The following is a 17,274-nucleotide window of genomic DNA, read 5'->3' as shown; positions in this document are numbered from 1 at the left end:
CGCCGGGTTTCCGTGGGGTGGGCGCCAGGTAACAGGGTGGCGACATGGGCACGTCACATCAAGGGATCTGACAAAAGGGTTCGTGGTGCGGGGGGCGCACGGTTCCGTGCCCGCGGGCGCGGTGAGCCGGTCCGGTGCCGCACCGGACGCCGGTGACCTGCGCGGGGGCGCATGCGTACGGCCCCCGCCCGGGGTGGGCGGGGGCCGTACGGAGGTTCGTGATGCTGGTGTTTGACGCGGGGTCAGCGGCCCCGGGGCAGGCGCCGGAGGTACCGGCGCGGGCGGTGGGCGGGGCGCCGCGCGTCCCGCCGGGAGACTACCGCGCCTCGATGTGCAGCGTGATCGCGCCGTCCGCCGCCGCCTCGACGCGCAGCTGCGTCAGGTCGGCCACGTGGGCGTCCGGCGCGTGGGCACCCGCGCGCGGGCCGACGCCCACCACGCGCATGCCGGCCGCCCGACCCGCCGCGATGCCCGCCTCGGAGTCCTCGAAGACCACGCAGTCCGCCGGGGCGAAGCCCAGCGCCGCCGCACCCTTGAGGAAGCCCTCCGGGTCCGGCTTGCTGGCCCCGACGCTCTCGGCGGTGACGCGGAGGTCCGGCATCCGCAGTCCGGCGGCGCCCATCCGGGCCGTAGCCAGCGCCAGATCCGCCGAGGTGACCAGGGCGTGCGGCAGGGCGGCGATGGCGTCCATGAATGCGGGGGCGCCGCCGATCGCGACGACGCCGTCGGTGTCGGCGGTCTCCTCGGCGAGCATCACCTTGTTGTCCGCGTAGTTCTGCTCCATCGGGCGCTCCGGGAGCAGGACCGCCATCGTGGCGTAGCCCTGGCGGCCGTGGACCACCTTCAGCGCCTCTTCCGGGTCCAGCCCGTTCCGCAGCGCCCAGCGCCGCCAGCAGCGCTCCACGACGGCGTCGGAGTTCACCAGGGTGCCGTCCATGTCGAGCAGCAGTGCTTTGGCGGTGAGGGCGGTGGCCGGCATGGGCGGGCTCCAGTGCGGGGGGAAGCGAACGCCGCGGAGGTGGCGGCGCGGGAGATCAAGCGGCCCCCGCCCGCCGGTCAGGGTGTGCGCGCAGGGGCCACTTTGTTTCTCCACGATACAAAAACCCGGTCGCGAATGCGAATCCCCGTCCGGGGCGGGGTGTGAGGTCCGCCGCCTGCCTGCCCGCCGGGCGCCGTCAGCGCCGGCCGCGTCCCGTCGTCTCCTTCTCCAGGCGGCTCCGGGTGTTGGGGCCGTAGACGCCCTTCGGGTCGCCCTGGATGTTCCACCAGATCTGGTAGTCGCTCACGGCTCGTTCCGTGCGCTCTCCGTAGTCGGAGTCGACCGGGCCGTTGTACACCCAGGCTTCCCGGAGCCGGTTCTGCAATTCCGCCACCGCGGGCCCCTGGTCGCCCCGCCGCAGGGTCCCCGTCTCGTCCGGCGAATCGGGCGGCGGGGCCACGCCCTCGGCCGGCCCGCTGCTGCTCGTGGTGGCCGACGGGGACGCCGCGGTGCCCGCGCCGGGGGCCGAGGAGGACGCGGTGGCGGAGCGGGAGGCGGAAGCGGAGGCGGAGGCCGAAGCGGAGGCGGACGGCGACGCGGAGGACGAGGCGGACGAGGTGGGGGAGGCGGAACGGCTGGGCGAGGCGGAGGCCGAGGGCGAGGCCGACGGCGCGGTCTCGTCGCTCTCCTCGGGGAGGCTGGTCACCGTGGACGGCAGGGCCTGGTCCAGGTCGGCCTCCCCGCCGCCGTCCCCGTTGAACAGCCCGCCGACGAAGGCCGCCGTGCCGACCACCGCGACCACGGCCGCCCCCGCGATCACCGCGGCGAACGGCTTGCGGCGGCGCGGGGCCACCGGGTCCGGGCCGGTGAGCAGGAGGGTGGTGTCGGCCTCGTCGGCCGGGGCGCCGGCGTCCGGAGCGCCGGCCGGATGCAGGAACAGCGGCATCGTGGCCGCGGCGTCACCCTCGGGGCCGTAGACCTGCGGGGCGCCCGGCGTGGGCGCCGTGGGCGCCGTGGGCGCCGTCGCGGTGTCGCCGCCCAGGGTCACGTACGGGCGGATGCGCAGCGGGTCGAAGTCCTCCGCCGCGGCCATCTCCGCGGACCGGCCGGCGTGGTGCTCGTCGGCGATGCGCTGCTGCTCGGCGGCCCGCTCCGGATCGGTGGCGTACCCCTGCGTACCGGTGTGCCGGCCCGCGCAGGCGCAGCCCGGACCGGCGCCCGGTCTGCTCTCCGTACCGCACTCCGGGCATATATGTCCGGCCATCGTGGGTCCCCTCCCCTTGAACTGCCTGCGATTATGCAGCCCGCCGCCGAGAAGCCCAATCGGATGGGCCCCCGGCAGGCCATAACGGGGCAGAACAGACAGGATGGGGGTGTAGCGGATCCGAGGAGATGTCTCATGGCGCAGCTGAGCCCGACGGCCCAAGCCCCCGGCGAAGACCGCTCCACGCGGTCGGTCCTGGTGGCGATCGGCGCACTGCTGCTCGGCATGCTGCTCGCGGCACTCGACCAGACCATCGTCTCCACCGCGCTCCCCACGATCGTCAGCGACCTCGGCGGGCTCGAACACCTGTCGTGGGTGGTCACCGCCTATCTGCTGGCCTCGACCGCCGCGACCCCCCTCTGGGGGAAGCTGGGCGACCAGTACGGGCGCAAGAAGCTGTTCCAGACCGCGATCGTCATCTTCCTGATCGGCTCCGCGCTCTGCGGCATCGCGCAGAACATGCCCCAGCTGATCGGCTTCCGCGCCCTCCAGGGCCTCGGCGGCGGCGGTCTGATGGTGCTGTCGATGGCGATCGTCGGCGACATCGTCCCGCCGCGCGAACGCGGCAAGTACCAGGGGCTCTTCGGCGCCGTGTTCGGTGCGACGAGCGTCCTGGGGCCGCTGCTCGGCGGCTTCTTCACCCAGCACCTCAGCTGGCGCTGGGTCTTCTACATCAACCTCCCCATCGGCGTCGTCGCCCTCGTCGTGATCGCCGCCGTGCTGCACATCCCGGTCCGCCGGACGAAGCACACCATCGACTACCTCGGCACCTTCCTCATCGCCTCGGTCGCCACCTGCCTCGTCCTCGTCGCCTCCCTCGGCGGCACCACCTGGCCCTGGGGCTCGGGGAAGATCATCGGCCTCGCGGTGCTCGCCGTGGTGCTCCTGGTCGCGTTCGTGCTCGTGGAGCGGCGCGCCACCGAGCCCGTACTGCCGCTGAAGCTGTTCCGGATCAGGACCTTCAGCCTCGTCGCCGTGATCAGCTTCGTCGTGGGCTTCGCGATGTTCGGCGCGATGACCTATCTGCCGACCTTCCTCCAGGTCGTGCACGGCATCACGCCGACGATGTCCGGTGTCCACATGCTGCCCATGGTGTTCGGACTGCTCATCACCTCGACGGTGTCCGGGCAGATCGTCAGCCGTACGGGGCGCTGGAAGGTGTTCCCGATCGCCGGTACCGGAATCACGGCCATCGGGCTGCTGCTCCTGCACCGGCTGACGGTGTCCAGCGGCACCTGGGAGATGAGCGCCTACTTCTTCGTGTTCGGCGCGGGCCTCGGCCTGGTGATGCAGGTCCTCGTCCTGGTCGTGCAGAACGCCGTCTCGTACCGGGACCTCGGCGTGGCGACCTCGGGTGCGACGTTCTTCCGGTCCATCGGCGCCTCGTTCGGCGTGGCGATCTTCGGCACCGTCTTCACCAACCGGCTCACCGACAAACTCGGCACGGCGCTCGCCGGCCGGCCGCTGCCGCCCGGTGTCGACGCGGACAGCCTGGCCGCCGACCCGCGCGCCATCGGCCGGCTGCCGGACGCCCTGCGGGGGCCGGTGCTCCAGGCGTACTCGACGTCGATCACCGATGTGTTCCTGTACGCGGCGCCCGTCGTCCTGGTCGCCTTCCTCTTCGCCTGGCTGCTCAAGGAGGACAAGCTGCGCGGATCGGTGACCGCGCCGGACCCGAGCGAGACCCTGGCGTCGAATCCGGTCGAGCGCTCCTCGTACGACGAGTGCGCCCGGGCCCTGTCCGTGCTGGCCACCCGGGAGGGCCGTCGCGAGGTCTACGTCAAGATCACGGAGAAGGCCGGCTACGACCTGCTGCCCGCCGCCAGCTGGATGCTGCTGCGGATCAAGCGCCATGGCACGGTCGAGCCCGCCCGGCTCGCCGAGGTGGCCCCCGTGCCGCTACGGGTGATCAACGACGCGGCCCGCCAGCTGGAGGGGCGCGGGCTCGTCCGGCGCGTCGGGGTGCAGATGGTGCTCACCGAGCCGGGCGCGGAGGCGGTGGTGAAGCTCGCCCAGGCCCGCGAGGACTCCCTCGCCGAGCTGCTGGGCGACTGGTGGGGGCCCGACCGGCCGACGGACCTGGTGGCGCTGGTCTCCGAGCTGACGCGGGAGACCAGCGGGTCGAGCAAGGAGCGCCCGCACAGCCCGGAGCCCAAGCGCGACCACGCGGCGGGGCACCCGCAGCGGGACTAGGGCGCGTCTCGAAAGCAGCGCCGTCCGCCCGTAGGACGGGCCGGGCGTCGCCCGGCAGGCGGGACTTTCGGAACACGCCCTGGCCCCGGTCCGGGGCATGCGACCGGGACCGGACCCGGTCCCGGTCGCGCTCCCTAGCCCCCGTCCGGGGCATGCGACCGGCACTGGACCCGGTCCCGGTCACGCCCCAGCTCCTTCGCGAACCAGTGCTCCGCGTACGGCCCCCGGTTGAACGCCGGGACCTCCCGGTAGCCGTGCTTCGCGTACAGGCCGCGGGCCTCCACCAGGTCGTTCCGGGTGTCCAGCCGGAGCAGGGTCGCCCCCAGTGCCCGGGCCCGCTCCTCCAGCGCCGCGAGCAGCAGCCCGCCGCCGCCCGTGCCGCGGAACTCCGGGCGGACGTAGACCCGGGTGAGCTCCGCCGTGCCCGCGGCCACGAGGACCAGACCCGCGCAGGACGCCGGCCGGCCCTCGGAGCGGCCGACGACGAAGTCACCGGTCGGGGCGGTCAGCAGCGCGGCGCCGTCGTCGGTGAGCCCGTCCTCGATCTCCTCGGCCGTCGCCGGGCGCCCCCAGTAGCGGCTGGCCACCTCGTCGTAGTAGTCCCGCCTGAGCAGGGCCGCGTCCGGGGAATCGAAGGGTTCGGGCGTCACGGTCCAGGTCATGGGGCCATTCTTGCTACCGCACACATGTGTGTGCCAAGCGATTTCGAGGGGGCGGCGCGGTGGCGCGGGAGAACGGGGCCGGAGCGGTCGGACGGCTCGGCGAGCGGTGGGTCCGGGAGCTGTCCGGGGCGGGCGGTGACTTCGTCTGCTCGCCCGCCGGGCTGTGGCTGGCCCTGACCGCGCTCGCGGCGGGGGCGCGCGGCGAGACCGCCGACGAACTGCGCGCGGTGCTCGGGGTGGCCGGGGACGAGGCGGCCGGCGCGGCGACGGCCACGGCCCGGGCTCTGGCGGCCACCGACGGGCTCGGCGCGGCGACCCGGGTCTGGACGCGTACGCAGGTGCACCGGAGGCTCCGGAAGGCGCTGCCGGACATCGGCTTCGGGCCCATGGACCCCGGCGAGGCCGACGCCTGGGTGCGGGAGAGGACCGGCGGGCTCATCGAGCGGCTTCCGGTGACCGTGAACGACCGGATGCTGCTGGTGCTCGTCAACGCCCTCGCGCTCAGGGCGGACTGGGCGGTCCCCTTTCAGCGGGAGGCGACCGCGGACCTGCCGTTCACCGACGCGGCCGGGGTGACCCACGAGGTGCCGACGATGTACGGGACGCTCCCGCCGTGGGACGTCTGGATGACCGGGGGCGCCTTCGTCCTCGATCTGCGGTGCGACGGGCGGCCGGGCGGTCCGCCGCCGGTCAAGGTGCGCCTCGTGCTGGGGCGGCCGGGCGAGGGGGCGGCCGATGTGCTCCCGGCGGCCTGGGCGCCGAAGGAGGCGCGGACCGCCCTGAACGCGGACGCCGTGACGATCGCGGTTCCGCGCTTCACTCTTCGGACGCACATCCAGGCGACCAGCCATCTGCCGGCGCTCGGCATCCGTCTCGCCACCACGTCCGCCGCCGACTTCTCCGGGATCTCGGCCACCCCGCTCATGCTCGACGAGGTGGTGCAGGAGGCGGTGCTGAAGGTGAACGAGAACGGCTTGGCGGCGGCCGCCGTGACGGTGCTGCCCGCACCGGCCGGCGCGGCACCGGGCCCGCCCCCGCGCCGCCTGCACCTCGCCTTCGACCGGCCCTTCGGCATCGCCGTCCTGGACCCCGGCGAGGAGGTCCCGCTCTTCGCCGGCTGGCAGGCCGGGGCCCCCTCGGAAGAGGAGTAGGGCGTGTTTCGAAAGTGGCCCGCCTGCCGGGCCACGGGCGGACGGCGCTGCTTTCGGAACACGCCCTGGACGCTCACCTCAGCGGCGGCGGCGTGAAGACCGGCGGCGGGGGGAGCACCGGGCGCCGCCGCCGGGCGCGCACGACCAGGAGCAGGGGCACGGCCACCACCAGCACCGCGCCGCCGAGCAGCGTGAGCAGCCAGGCCGGCAGGCCGGCCCAGGTCAGCAGCGAGTCCCGGTGGACCACGGTGCGGTACGGGGTGTCCTCGGCGGTCGCCCGCAGCTCGTGGTCGCCGTCGATCCGCTCCGGAGACGGGAAGTACTGGTCGATCGCCGTCACGAAGACCGGCTTGTCCCCGGTGACCGCCGCCAGCGCCTCGTACGGCTCCTCCGCCGGGTCGACGCGGCCCGCGTACGCGACCTTCGGGGGCCGCCCGCCGATCGCGTCGCGCGGTTCCATGCGGTGGTCGGCCAGCACGTACAGGTCCAGGGACTGCGGGGTGGCGGCCAGCTTGGACAGGCGCATCGGATAGACCAGCCGGTCGCTGGCGAACCGCAGCCGCAGCGGGTCGAGCGTCCCGTTCAGCGTGCCCCACCGTTCCTCCGGGGCGAGGCGCACCGCCACGTACTCCCACTTCTGCTCGACGTACGGGGTCAGGGCCGTGGTCAGGCGGTCCGGCAGCTCGAAGCCGTTCTCCTTCAGCCACTTGCCCAGCGCCTCCGGGTCGGTCGCGGCCAGCCGGGCCACGTCGAAGGGGCCGAGCCGTTCCCGGCCGACCACGTGGACCGGGGCGCCCGCCTCGGGGCCGGCGGCGCTGTCACCGACGGAGTTCCCCGAACCGCCGAACGGCCAGTCCTTGCCGCGTGGCCAGAAGTAGTGCCGCTCCTCGGCGACCGGCGCGGCGATGGCCCTGAGCTCGGAGAACAGCGCCGCGTCACCCAGCTCGACCGTGGCGCGGTGCGGCACCGGCATGATCCAGGCGGCGGTCCGGGAGTTCCCCCGGACGCTCAGCTGCATGACGATCTGCTCGGTGCGGCCGTCCCAGGTGACCGCCGACGTTTCCCGGTCGACCACCATCCGGCTGTCCTGGTGGACCACCATCGCCCCGCAGCCGCAGGCGTACGCGGGTGCGATCAGCGACCCCACCTGGAGCGACACCAGCATCAGGAGCAGGGAGAATGCTCGGACCGCCCAGCCCCCCGTCCTTCCGTTTCTCCCCGCGCGCCGCATCGTCCGTCCTCCCCGTCGTTGCTGATCACGGGCTCAGACGTGTGCGGGCCCCCGCCGGTTCCGGCCCCACCCCGTGCCCGGCCGGGCGGAGTGTCGGCCAAAGCTGGGTGACAGCCAGGCGTAAAAGAGGTTGATTGGGTCTACCCAGGAGCGCAATGCGAAGGTTTCACACATGCCGGACAACAGGCCGGCGAAAGACCTTGGGAGGGTCGGCAGAGCGTGGCGAACGCGGAGCACAGTGGCAGCACAAGCGTGACGGCGGGAGCGAGAACCGGAACGGTACGGGCGGTGCTCTGGCTGGTCGTGGCCGCGCTGGCCGTCCGGCAGATGGCGGTGGTGCTGCGGCAGCCGCCGGGCGAACGGCTCACCGATCTGGAGACCTGGATCGGTGACAACGGGGTGCTCCATGTGCCCGGTTCGCTGTACGACGCCGACCGGTTCACCGGCACCCCGTTCTCCGGGCTCGTCCTCAAGCCGCTGACCCGTACCGCCGAACAGAGCCTCGGCGTCGCCTGGACCTTCGGCTCGCTCCTGCTCGTCGCCGCCCTCGGCCTCGTCGCCGCCCGCGCCCTGCCGGGGCCGGTCGGCCGGCGCACCGCCCTGCTCGCCGCGCCCGTCGCGATCAGCCTGCTGATGGTCTCGCTGCCGGTGCGCAACGCCTTCCACCTCGGCCAGGTCAGCGTCCTGCCCGTCCTCCTGGTCCTCGTCGGCCTCTTCGTCGTCCGGGGGGAACGCAAGGCCGGGGCGCTCATCGGGGTCGCCGCCGCCCTCCAGCCGGCCGTGCTCCTGTTCGCCCTCCTGCTGTGGCTCACCGGAAGACGGCGGTCCGCGCTCACCGCCGCCGGCTCGTTCGCCGCGTGCACGGCGCTGGCGTGGGCCGCGATGCCGCACGACTCGTGGACGTACTGGGTCCACCACGTCGCCGGGGCGGGCCTCGGCGATCAGGCGGACAGCCTCGCCAACCAGTCCCTGCACGGCGCGCTGCTGCGCCTGGGCCTCGCCGGGCCGCTGGAGATCGCGCTGTTCCTGGCGCTGGCCGCCGCCGTCTGCACCCTCGGCCTGCGCCGCGCCGTGCGGTACGCGCGCGACGGGCAGCTCCTGCTCGCCGCGGCCGTGACCGGCTGCGTCGCCGTCGCCGTCTCCCCGACCGCCTGGCAGCACCAGCTGCTCTGGGTGCTGCTCGCCGTGGTCGGCCGGGCGGGCCGCAGCGCCTCGGACCGGCTGGTGTGGCCTGCCGTCGTGGTCCTGGTGACGACCCTGCCGGGCACGATGCTGCTCCCGAACGTCGGGGCGGTGTTCCCGGTACGCGACAACGTGCTGCTGATCGCCGCGCTCGGGGCCGCCTGCGTGACGCCGTTCCTGCCCCGCACCTCCCCGTACTGGCGGCGGCCCGTGCCCACCGCGTACGCGAGGCCGGTCCCGGCCCGCTGGGCCCGGGTGCCGCTGCTGCCGTTCTGGCGGCGGGTGCTCAGCCGGCCCAACCTGCTCCTGGAACTCCTCCTGATCCGCGTCGTCTACTCCGCGTACGGACAGGTCAGGCTGGCCGCCACGGCCGGGCGGGACACCGCCGAGCTGCACGGGCGGCAGATCCACTCGCTCGAACAGTGGCTGCACATCGACATCGAGCACCGGATCAACCACGCCGTCGCGGGCATCGGACGGCTGCGGGACTTCTTCGACTTCTACTACTCGACGTTCCACTTCTTCGTCCCGCTCACGATCCTCGCCGTGCTGTACGTGCGCCGCCCCGCCGATTACCGCTGGGCCCGGTCCACCCTCGGCTTCGCCACGCTCCTCGCGCTCGTCGGCTTCTGGCTCTATCCGCTGGCCCCGCCGAGGCTGATGCCCGGGCTCGGCTTCATCGACACGGTGCACGGGGTGCAGGACTTCTCGCAGCCCGACTACGGGGCGCTGACGGCGGTGACCAACCAGTACGCGGCGATGCCCTCACTGCACTTCGGCTGGTCCCTGTGGTGCGGGGTGATCATCGTGCTGCTCGCCCCGAAGACGTGGATGAAGGTGCTCGGGGTGCTGCATCCGCTGTTCACGGTCTCCGCGATCGTCGCGACGGCCAATCACTGGGTGCTGGACGCGGTGGGCGGAGCGGTCGTCGTCGCGCTCGGGTTCCTCATCACGTACGTGCTCGCGGGGCCGCGCAGGCTGCGGGTGGCGCCGGAGGACGGGCTCCCGGAGGGCGAGGCGGTCCGCGAGGCGGTGGCGGGCAGGGTGTAGCCCGGCCGGCTCACGGCCCCAGCGCCCAGGCGGCCACCGACAGCGTGACCATCGACACCAGCGTGGAGGCGACGATCGCGTCGCGGGCGAGCCCGGTGCCGAGGCCGTACTCGCGGGCGTAGATGAAGGAGTTCTGCGCGGTGGGCAGCGCCGCGCACAGGACGACCGCGAGCAGCTGGTGGTCCGGGAGGCGCAGCAGCGGGCCCGCGACGAGCAGGGCGGCCAGCGGCTGGCCCAGCGTCTTCACGGCCACGACCGCCGCGGTCTCCGCCCGCTCCCGGCGCGCCCGGCTCCCGCCGCCGGGTCCCCGGTGCAGCGACAGGCCGAGCGTGATCAGGGCCGTCGGCACCGCCGCCGCGCCCAGCACGTCGCACGGGTGCGTCACGGCGGCCGGCAGCCGCAGCCCGGTCGCGGAGACGGCCACGCCGAGCAGCGAGGCCAGGATGATCGGGTTGCGCAGGGGCATGGTGAGCAGCCGCCGCACCCCGCCGCCCGGGCGCCGCCCGTCCGCCCCGCGCGTCCCGGAGTCCAGCAGCGTCAGGATCACCGGCGAGAGCACCAGCACCTGGAAGAGGATGACCTGCGCGACGAACGAGGCGTCGCCCAGCACCTGCACCGCCACCGGGATGCCCAGGTTCGCGGAGTTCACATGGCCCGACGACATGGCGCCGATCGCCGCGTCGGCCCGCCCCCGGCCGAAGACCCGCCGGACGAGGACGAACCCGGCCCCCGCCGCCACCGCCGTGCTCGCCGCGAACGCCACCATCGACGGATGACCGAACACGTCCGGGCTCGCCCCCGACACCATCGTGAACAGGGCGGCGGGCATGGCCACATGGAAGACGAACCGGCCGAGCACGGCCTCCGCCTGCTCTCCGAGCAGCCCGCCGCGCCCGACCGCGTAACCGATGCCGGTCAGGACCCAGATGGGGGCGAACGCGGAGAGCAGGGCATGCATGGCCGCCATGATCCCCGTGCGCCTGTTCGGCATGCGGACGGGGGTTCGGTTCCGTGTACCGCGTCCGGACAGGCCGAAGCCCCGGCCGCGGTGCGGTCGGGGCTTCGGGGGTCACTGGCTCGGGCCGGGCCGGCTCAGTACCAGTTGTGGGCCTGCCAGAAGGACCAGGCGCCACAGGGGCTGCCGTAGCGGGAGTTCATGTAGTCCATGCCCCACTTGATCTGCGTGCCGGGGTTGGTCTTCCAGTCCGAACCGGCGGACGCCATCTTCGAACCGGGCAGCGCCTGGACCAGGCCGTAGGCGCCGGAGGAGGCGTTGGTCGCGCTCGGGTTCCAGCCGCTCTCGTGGCTGACGATGTTGCTGAAGCACTGGAACTGGGCGTCGTCACCGATCATCTGCTTCGCCGTGTCCTGGGCACTCCCGGCGGAGGTCGGTGCGGCGGACGGGGCCGCCATGGCCGGGGAGACACCCAGGCCGATGCCGGTGGCGCCCAGCAGCACGGAGGCGCCTGCGATGGCGGCCTTGCGACGGGTGGTGCGGGGCTTGGCGATGAGGTTACGGGCGAACGTCACAGGGAACCTAACGGTGGGGGACGGGAAAGTCGCGGCTCGGTCCGAATCCTGCGGGGACCGGCGCTCGTCGACCGCGATCCCGGTGAGGACCCTGCGGTGCTCGGCGACGGGATCCAGTCTTAGCGAGCCCGTTCGGCCGTGGCAACGACCCCTGATACGACCCCGCCTCGCACCCGGGGCCGAAGGTCCTGAACCGTCCCAAACCGCTCCATAGCAGGTCGCGAGAGTGTGCCGGGGCCCGGCAGGCCCCGTGCCCGGCTCCTATGCCGCTTCGTACAGGACCAAGGTCCTGTGGGTGCCCTCACTCGCCACGGGCGCCGAATGTGACCTGGGCCTCGAAGGAAGCCCGCCGCGTGGCCCGCCGCAGCGCCTTCAGCAGCGGGGCCCCGACCGCCAGCGTCAGCACGACGGTGAGCGCCGCCCTGCCCAGGTCCCAGCCGAACGAGGTCGTCGCGCAGTACGCGAGGAAGCGGACCAGGTTGTCGCCCAGCGGGTCACCGGCCCGGAACGAGATGCCCGACGCCAGGCCCGGCACGATCGTCCAGCCGTACAGGTTCATGATCGTCCCGTACGCGAACGAGGCGAGGGCCCCGTAGGCCGCGAGCATCAGCAGCTCGCCGCGCCCGCGCAGCCGGTCCGGGCCGGGCAGCAGCCCGGCGCCCATCGTGAACCAGCTCATCGACAGCATCTGGAACGGCATCCACGGCCCCACCCCGCCGGTCAGCAGCGCGGACGCGAACATCGTCACCGAGCCCAGCACGAAGCCGAACCCCGGCCCCAGCACCCGCCCGCTCAGCACCATCAGGAAGAACATCGGCTCCAGGCCCGCCGTGCCCGCCCCCAGCGGGCGCAACGCCGCCCCGACCGCGGCCAGCACCCCCAGCATCGCGACCGCCTTCGCGTCGAGCCCGGCGTCCGCGATCATCGCGACCACCACCCCGACCAGCAGCGGCAGCAGCGCGGCGAACAGCCACGGCGCGTCCTGCGCGTGCGCGAGCCCCGAGTCCCGGTCCGCGAGCAGCGGCCACCCGAAGGCGGCGATCCCGACGGCGCTGATCAGCACCAGCGCGAAGACCGCCCGGGGGCCCAGCCGGACCGGGCGGCCACGCCTCTCCACCTCGCTCACGCGCCACCCTCCAGCGCCGCGCGGACCTGCGGGACGGTGAGCCATTCCTGCGGGGCGAGGATCTTGGCGGTCTGCGGGGCGAACGCGGGCGAGGACACCACGACCTCGGCGGTCGGGCCGTCCGCGACGACCTCCCCGTCGGCGAGGATCACCACCCGGTGCGCCAGCTCGGCGGCCAGCTCCACGTCATGGGTGGCGAGCACGATGGCGTGCCCCTCGGCGGCCAGCGCGCGCAGCACCCCGACCAGCCGGGCCTTCGCCGCGTAGTCCAGACCCCGGGTCGGCTCGTCCAGGAGCAGCAGCGGCGGCCGGGCGGTGAGCACCAGGGCGAGGGCCAGGGCGAGGCGCTGCCCCTCGGACAGGTCGCGGGGGTGCGTGTCGTCCCCGACCCCCGGCAGCAGCTCCGAGACCAGGGCCCGGCAGCTGCCCGGCTCCGCCCCCGCGTCCGCGTCCGCCGCCGCGCACTCGGCGGCGACCGTGTCCGCGTACAGCAGATCGCGCGGCTCCTGCGGTACGAGGCCGACCCGGCGCACCATCTCGCGCGGCGGGGTCCGGTGCGGGGGCAGACCGCCGGTCAGGACGGTGCCGGAAGTGGGCTCGACCATGCCGACGAGGGCGCCGAGCAGCGTGGACTTGCCCGCGCCGTTGCGTCCCATCAGGGCCACGGTCTCGCCGGCCCCGACGGTGAGCGACACCCGGCGCAACGCCTCGACCCGGCCCCGCCGCACCCCGAGCCGTTCGACGCGGGCGGCGGGGGCGCCGGTGGCGGGCGCGGGGGCGGGTGCCTCGTGCGGGGCACGCCGGAACAGCCGGGCGAGGGTGCCCCGGCCCGGGGCGGGGCGAGCCGGAAGGGGGGCCACGGGGGCGCCGGGGCGGCCGGGCGCCTCCGGTGCCGGATGCCGGGGCGCCACCTCCGCCAGCCGGTCGCGCAGGGCGCCGGCTCTCCGCCGGGCGTCCCGGACCGTGAGGGGCAGCGGTTCCCAGCCCGCGAGGCGGCCGAGCGCGACGACCGGGGGGTGCACCGGGGAGACCGCCATCACCTCGGCGGGCGTGCCCATCACCGGGGCGGCGCCCGGCGACGGGAGCAGGACGACCCGGTCCGCGTACTGCACCACGCGCTCCAGCCGGTGTTCCGCCATGAGGACCGTGGTGCCCAGGTCGTGGACGAGCCGTTGGAGGACCGCGAGGACCTCCTCGGCCGCCGCCGGGTCGAGCGCGGACGTCGGCTCGTCCAGGACCAGGACGCGGGGGTGCGGGGTGAGGACCGAGCCGATCGCGACCCGCTGCTGCTGGCCGCCGGACAGGGTGGCGATCGGGCGGTCGCGCAGCCCGGCGAGGCCCAGCAGATCGAGGGTCTCCTCGACCCGCCGCCGCATCACGTCCGGGGCCAGGCCCAGCGACTCCATGCCGTAGGCCAGCTCGTCCTCGACGGTGTCGGTGACGAAGTGCGCCAGCGGGTCCTGGCCCACCGTGCCGACCAGGTCCGCGAGCTCCCGGGGCTTGTGCGTACGGGTGTCGCGCCCGTCCACGGTGACGCGCCCGGTCAGCGTGCCGCCCGTGAAGTGCGGCACCAGGCCCGAGACGGCGCCGAGCAGCGTCGACTTGCCGACCCCGGACGGGCCGACGAGCAGCACGAGCTCACCCTCCGGGACCGTCAGGTCGACCCCCGACAGGGTGGGGCGCCCGGCCCCCTCGTACCGCACCGAAACATCGTCGAACCGGATCACACCTGCTCCTGGAAGCCTGTGGGGGAGGGCGGGACGGGCGCGATCACCGCGGGGGCCAGCCCGAGCAGCACGGCGGCGGCCGGCCACAGCGGCAGTACGGGAGCGGTGAGCGGTACGACCCCGGGGTGCAGCGCCGCCGGATCGGCGTTCCCGGCCCAGACCATCGCCGCCGCGACCGCCGCGCCGGACCCGGCGATCAGCCAGGCCCGTACGCCCCACCGGTCGGGCCGGTAGCGGGTCCGCACCGAACGCGCCCCGCCGAGCCGCAGACCCGCCATCGCCGCGAGGAGACCGGCGACGAGCAGCGGCACGCCGTAGCCGGCGCCCTCGGCGGCGAGCAGCCCGTATGTGCCCGCGCACACGCCGAGCAGCCCGCCGAGCGTCAGCACGTTCGTGGTGTGCCGGACGGCGGCCGGGACGCGGGCGGTGCGTCCGTAACCGCGGGCGTCCATGGAGGCGGCCACGGCGACCGACCGTTCGAGGGCGCCCTCCAGGACCGGAAGCCCGATCTGGAGGACGGCCCGCACACCACCGGTCGGCCGGCCGCGCAGCCGGCGGGCGGTGCGCAGCCGCAGTACGTCGGCGACCATGTTCGGCGCGAACGTCATCGCCACGACGACGGCGACCCCGGCCTCGTACAGCGCTCCGGGCAGCGACTTCAGCAGCCGGGCCGGGTTGGCGAGGGAGTTCGCCGCGCCGACGCAGATCAGCAGGGCCGCCAGCTTCGCCCCGTCGTACAGCGCGAACAGCAGCTGCTCGGCGGTGACCCGGCCGCCGATCCGGACGCCCCTCGCCCAGTCGGGCAGCGGCAGCTCGGGCAGCGTGAACAAGGTGTGCGTGCCGGGGATCGGGGAGCCGAGGAAGACGGAGAACAGCAGCCGGACCGCGATCACGAAGAGCCCGATCCGGATGAACATCCCGTACGACCGGGCCCACGGCGCGTCCGTGCGGCGCGCGGCCACCACGTAACCCGCGACCCCGACCAGGAGGCCGAGCAGCAGCGGGTTGGTGGTCCGGGACGCGGCCGTGGCCAGGCCCAGCGCCCACAGCCACCACGCCCCGGCCGGGACCGCGTTGGAGCGGGTCGCGGCGGGGGCGCGCCAGGCGGGGAGCCGGTGTGTCGCGGTGTCCGTGCGGCCGGCCGTCGGGCCGGTCATCCGCGGCGGCGGCGGGCCTGCGCGACTGCGGCGATGCCGAGGAGCAGCACGGCGCCGATCCCGACGAGGACGCCGGCGGACGGACCGCCGCCCTGGCCTCCGCCGTCGCCGGACGAGGCGGCGGCGGCCGACGCGGGCGCCTTGCTGCCGCTCTCCGTGCCGCCGTTGCCGTCGCCGGAGACCTGCTCGCCGCAGCCGTTGGCCGGGTAGCCGGAGATCGCGCAGAGCATCGCGCTCGCGTCGTAGCGCAGCGGCTCGGCGACCGCGGCCAGGGCCTCCGCGCTGCTCGCGTCCTTCGCGACCCGCGCGCACGCGGTACGCGGCGGGGGCGGGGTCTCCCCGTCCGGCGCGTCGGCCGCGGTGCCCGGGTCGATGACGACGGCGACGCGCTTGCTGCCGTCCTTCGCCGGGGTGTCCGCGCACACCTTCGCGAACTCGGGGGCGCGGCGCGGCTTGGAGGCGTCCTGCGAGTCGGCGCTCACCGAGAACCGGAAGCCCTGCACCGAGCCGTCCTCGGGCCGGACGAGCGAGGGCCCCTGGGTGGCGTACGACCAGCCGCTCGCCGAGCCCTCCCAGAACGACCAGTAGCGGTAGCCCGCCGCCTGCGCCGTGCCCGCGCCGAGCACGGCCAGGACGGCACCGGCGACCAGGAGCGCGGCGGCCCGTGCGACGCGGCTCACAGCTGCTGGTTCTTGCGGCGGCCGCTGATCAGGAAGCCGGCGCCGGCGCCGACGGCGAGGCCGATGCCGACGAACCACCAGACGCCGCCGATGCCGTCGCCGTCGCCGCTGTCCTTCTTCTCCTCCTCCTGCGTGGCCGTCGGCTCCGGCTTCTTCACGGAGGCCGGCTCGGGGCCGGTCGCGTTCAGCTGGGAGACGAGGTCGGCGCCGCCGAAGTCGTGCACGTCCGCGCCGGTCGCGTGGGCGGCCAGGATCAGCTGGGCGTAGGCGGCGGGGCCGCTCTGCTTCGCCCAGGCGGCGGAGTTCTTCTTCAGCCAGGCGACCGAATCGGCCGCCTTGTCCTTGTGGCCGGCGGCGGACAGGGCGACGACCGCGTCGGCGGTGTTGCCGAAGTCGGGCTGCGGGGCGCTGTCCTCGGCGCCGGGCATCTTCGGCAGGTCCAGGTGGCCGTTCTTCGCGAGGGCGGTCGCGAGGTAGGAGGCGCCGTTCTGCGCGGCCTGCTCCGGTTCGAGCGGGGAGCCCGTGTGGCAGGCGGGGTCCTTCACGGCCGCGTTGTCCGAGACGACCAGGCCCTTGCCGAGCGCGCCGAGGACACCGGCGGCGGTGGCGTCACCGTTGGCGGCGAGCTTGCCGGCCTTGTCGGGCTGGTAGGCGAAGGCGCCGCCGTCCTTCCCGCCGCAGGGGATGGAGAACGCGAGCAGTGCGGCGTACGGGGTCTTGCCGCCGGGCGTCGTCACGTCGCCCAGCTTCTCGCCGGCCCGGGCGAGGGTGCCGATCACGATGGACGTGGAGTTCGCGTCGCTGGGGCTGCCGGCGGTGTAGCCCCAGCCGCCGTCCTCGTTCTGGACGGACTTGAGCCAGCTCACGGCGTTCGCGAGGGCGTCCTGGTGGCCGCCGACCGCGCGCAGCGCCTGGGCGGCGGCGGCCGTGGCGTTGGTGTCGACCACTGTCTTGTCGGTGCAGGGCGCGGAGGCGTCCGGGCGGTACGCGGGGAACGCGCCGCTGTCGCACTGCTGGCCGGTCAGCCAGTCGACGGCCTTCGTGGCCGGGGTCACGCCCACGGCCTGCTGCGCGAGGAACGCGAGTGACTGCCGCCACACCCCGTCGTAGGTCGGGTCGCCGGTGCCGTAGAGCCCGGAGGGCAGCGCCGCCGAGGGGGACGGAGACGGCGCGGCGACGGCGGCCGGGGCGGCGGTCGCGCAGAGCGCGGCGGCGGTGACGGCGAGCGCGGCGGCGCTGCGGCGTACGGTCATGGCGGGCGGTGCCTCTCCTGGGGAACCGGGCGCAGGCACACAGGGGCACCAGGCTCCGGCTCCGTTTACCTCGACGGGGCCGGCCGCCG

The 17,274-nt window shown here is 74.6% G+C and carries 14 protein-coding genes; 3 read left to right on the top strand and 11 right to left on the bottom strand.

Going from position 1 to position 17,274, the window contains the following annotated elements; all coding sequences use genetic code 11:
- Positions 1 to 316 precede the first annotated feature (316 nt).
- Together ACN6LM_RS07660 and ACN6LM_RS07655 are read right to left on the bottom strand one after the other, a co-directional pair.
- Positions 317 to 979, bottom strand: a complete 663-nt coding sequence (locus ACN6LM_RS07660) for an HAD-IA family hydrolase (RefSeq protein WP_445064508.1) — start codon at positions 977 to 979, stop codon at positions 317 to 319.
- A gap of 196 nt (positions 980 to 1,175) precedes the next feature.
- Positions 1,176 to 2,243: a peptidoglycan-binding domain-containing protein gene (locus ACN6LM_RS07655; protein ID WP_445064507.1), complete on the bottom strand. Its 1,068-nt coding sequence runs from the start codon at positions 2,241 to 2,243 to the stop codon at positions 1,176 to 1,178.
- Positions 2,244 to 2,378: 135 nt separating this feature from the next.
- Here ACN6LM_RS07655 and ACN6LM_RS07650 point away from each other — a divergent pair, with 135 nt between their 5' ends.
- Entirely contained in the window at positions 2,379 to 4,436 is a 2,058-nt protein-coding gene (locus ACN6LM_RS07650) for a DHA2 family efflux MFS transporter permease subunit (protein ID WP_445064506.1), read from the top strand.
- 134 nt (positions 4,437 to 4,570) lie between these two features.
- On the opposite strand, the gene ACN6LM_RS07645 is transcribed toward ACN6LM_RS07650, so the two are convergent.
- Positions 4,571 to 5,098, bottom strand: coding sequence for a GNAT family N-acetyltransferase (locus tag ACN6LM_RS07645; protein ID WP_445064505.1), 528 nt, complete (start codon positions 5,096 to 5,098; stop codon positions 4,571 to 4,573).
- Positions 5,099 to 5,157: 59 nt separating this feature from the next.
- Here ACN6LM_RS07645 and ACN6LM_RS07640 point away from each other — a divergent pair, with 59 nt between their 5' ends.
- Positions 5,158 to 6,249, top strand: a complete 1,092-nt coding sequence (locus ACN6LM_RS07640; RefSeq protein WP_445064504.1) for a serpin family protein — start codon at positions 5,158 to 5,160, stop codon at positions 6,247 to 6,249.
- 73 nt (positions 6,250 to 6,322) lie between these two features.
- On the opposite strand, the gene ACN6LM_RS07635 is transcribed toward ACN6LM_RS07640, so the two are convergent.
- The gene (locus ACN6LM_RS07635; protein WP_445064503.1) at positions 6,323 to 7,414 is read right to left on the bottom strand and encodes a DUF2330 domain-containing protein; all 1,092 of its coding nucleotides are present in this window, start codon (positions 7,412 to 7,414) and stop codon (positions 6,323 to 6,325) included.
- Between the two features lie 354 nt (positions 7,415 to 7,768).
- On the opposite strand from ACN6LM_RS07635, the gene ACN6LM_RS07630 reads away from it, so the two are divergent.
- A complete protein-coding gene (locus ACN6LM_RS07630) occupies positions 7,769 to 9,712 on the top strand; it encodes a bifunctional glycosyltransferase 87/phosphatase PAP2 family protein (RefSeq protein WP_445064502.1) in 1,944 nt (647 codons plus the stop codon).
- Positions 9,713 to 9,722: 10 nt separating this feature from the next.
- Here the strand turns inward: ACN6LM_RS07630 and ACN6LM_RS07625 are convergent, their stop codons facing one another.
- From ACN6LM_RS07625 to ACN6LM_RS07595, 7 genes are all read right to left on the bottom strand, one after another.
- Positions 9,723 to 10,703, bottom strand: a complete 981-nt coding sequence (locus ACN6LM_RS07625) for an AEC family transporter (RefSeq protein WP_445064501.1) — start codon at positions 10,701 to 10,703, stop codon at positions 9,723 to 9,725.
- 101 nt (positions 10,704 to 10,804) lie between these two features.
- The gene (locus ACN6LM_RS07620; protein ID WP_391260321.1) at positions 10,805 to 11,242 is read right to left on the bottom strand and encodes an aggregation-promoting factor C-terminal-like domain-containing protein; all 438 of its coding nucleotides are present in this window, start codon (positions 11,240 to 11,242) and stop codon (positions 10,805 to 10,807) included.
- Positions 11,243 to 11,543: 301 nt separating this feature from the next.
- Positions 11,544 to 12,413 carry an ECF transporter S component gene (locus ACN6LM_RS07615; protein WP_445064500.1) on the bottom strand — a complete coding sequence of 290 codons (870 nt, stop codon included), beginning with the start codon at positions 12,411 to 12,413 and terminating at the stop codon, positions 11,544 to 11,546.
- Positions 12,365 to 14,095, bottom strand: a complete 1,731-nt coding sequence (locus ACN6LM_RS07610) for an ABC transporter ATP-binding protein (RefSeq protein ID WP_445064499.1) — start codon at positions 14,093 to 14,095, stop codon at positions 12,365 to 12,367. The genes ACN6LM_RS07615 and ACN6LM_RS07610 overlap by 49 nt, the downstream gene beginning before the upstream one ends.
- The gene (locus ACN6LM_RS07605) at positions 14,092 to 15,252 is read right to left on the bottom strand and encodes an energy-coupling factor transporter transmembrane protein EcfT (RefSeq protein WP_445064498.1); all 1,161 of its coding nucleotides are present in this window, start codon (positions 15,250 to 15,252) and stop codon (positions 14,092 to 14,094) included. The genes ACN6LM_RS07610 and ACN6LM_RS07605 overlap by 4 nt, the downstream gene beginning before the upstream one ends.
- A complete protein-coding gene (locus ACN6LM_RS07600; RefSeq protein WP_445064497.1) occupies positions 15,249 to 15,932 on the bottom strand; it encodes an SCO2322 family protein in 684 nt (227 codons plus the stop codon). Before ACN6LM_RS07600 ends, ACN6LM_RS07605 begins: the two co-directional genes overlap by 4 nt.
- Positions 15,929 to 17,185 carry a prenyltransferase/squalene oxidase repeat-containing protein gene (locus ACN6LM_RS07595; protein ID WP_445064496.1) on the bottom strand — a complete coding sequence of 419 codons (1,257 nt, stop codon included), beginning with the start codon at positions 17,183 to 17,185 and terminating at the stop codon, positions 15,929 to 15,931. Before ACN6LM_RS07595 ends, ACN6LM_RS07600 begins: the two co-directional genes overlap by 4 nt.
- Between the last annotated feature and the right edge of the window lie 89 nt (positions 17,186 to 17,274).

The sequence above is a fragment of the Streptomyces sp. SAS_281 genome, from assembly GCF_052542855.1.
Note: the sequence above shows the minus strand (reverse complement) of the source record. Positions and strands in the feature narration are given on the sequence as shown.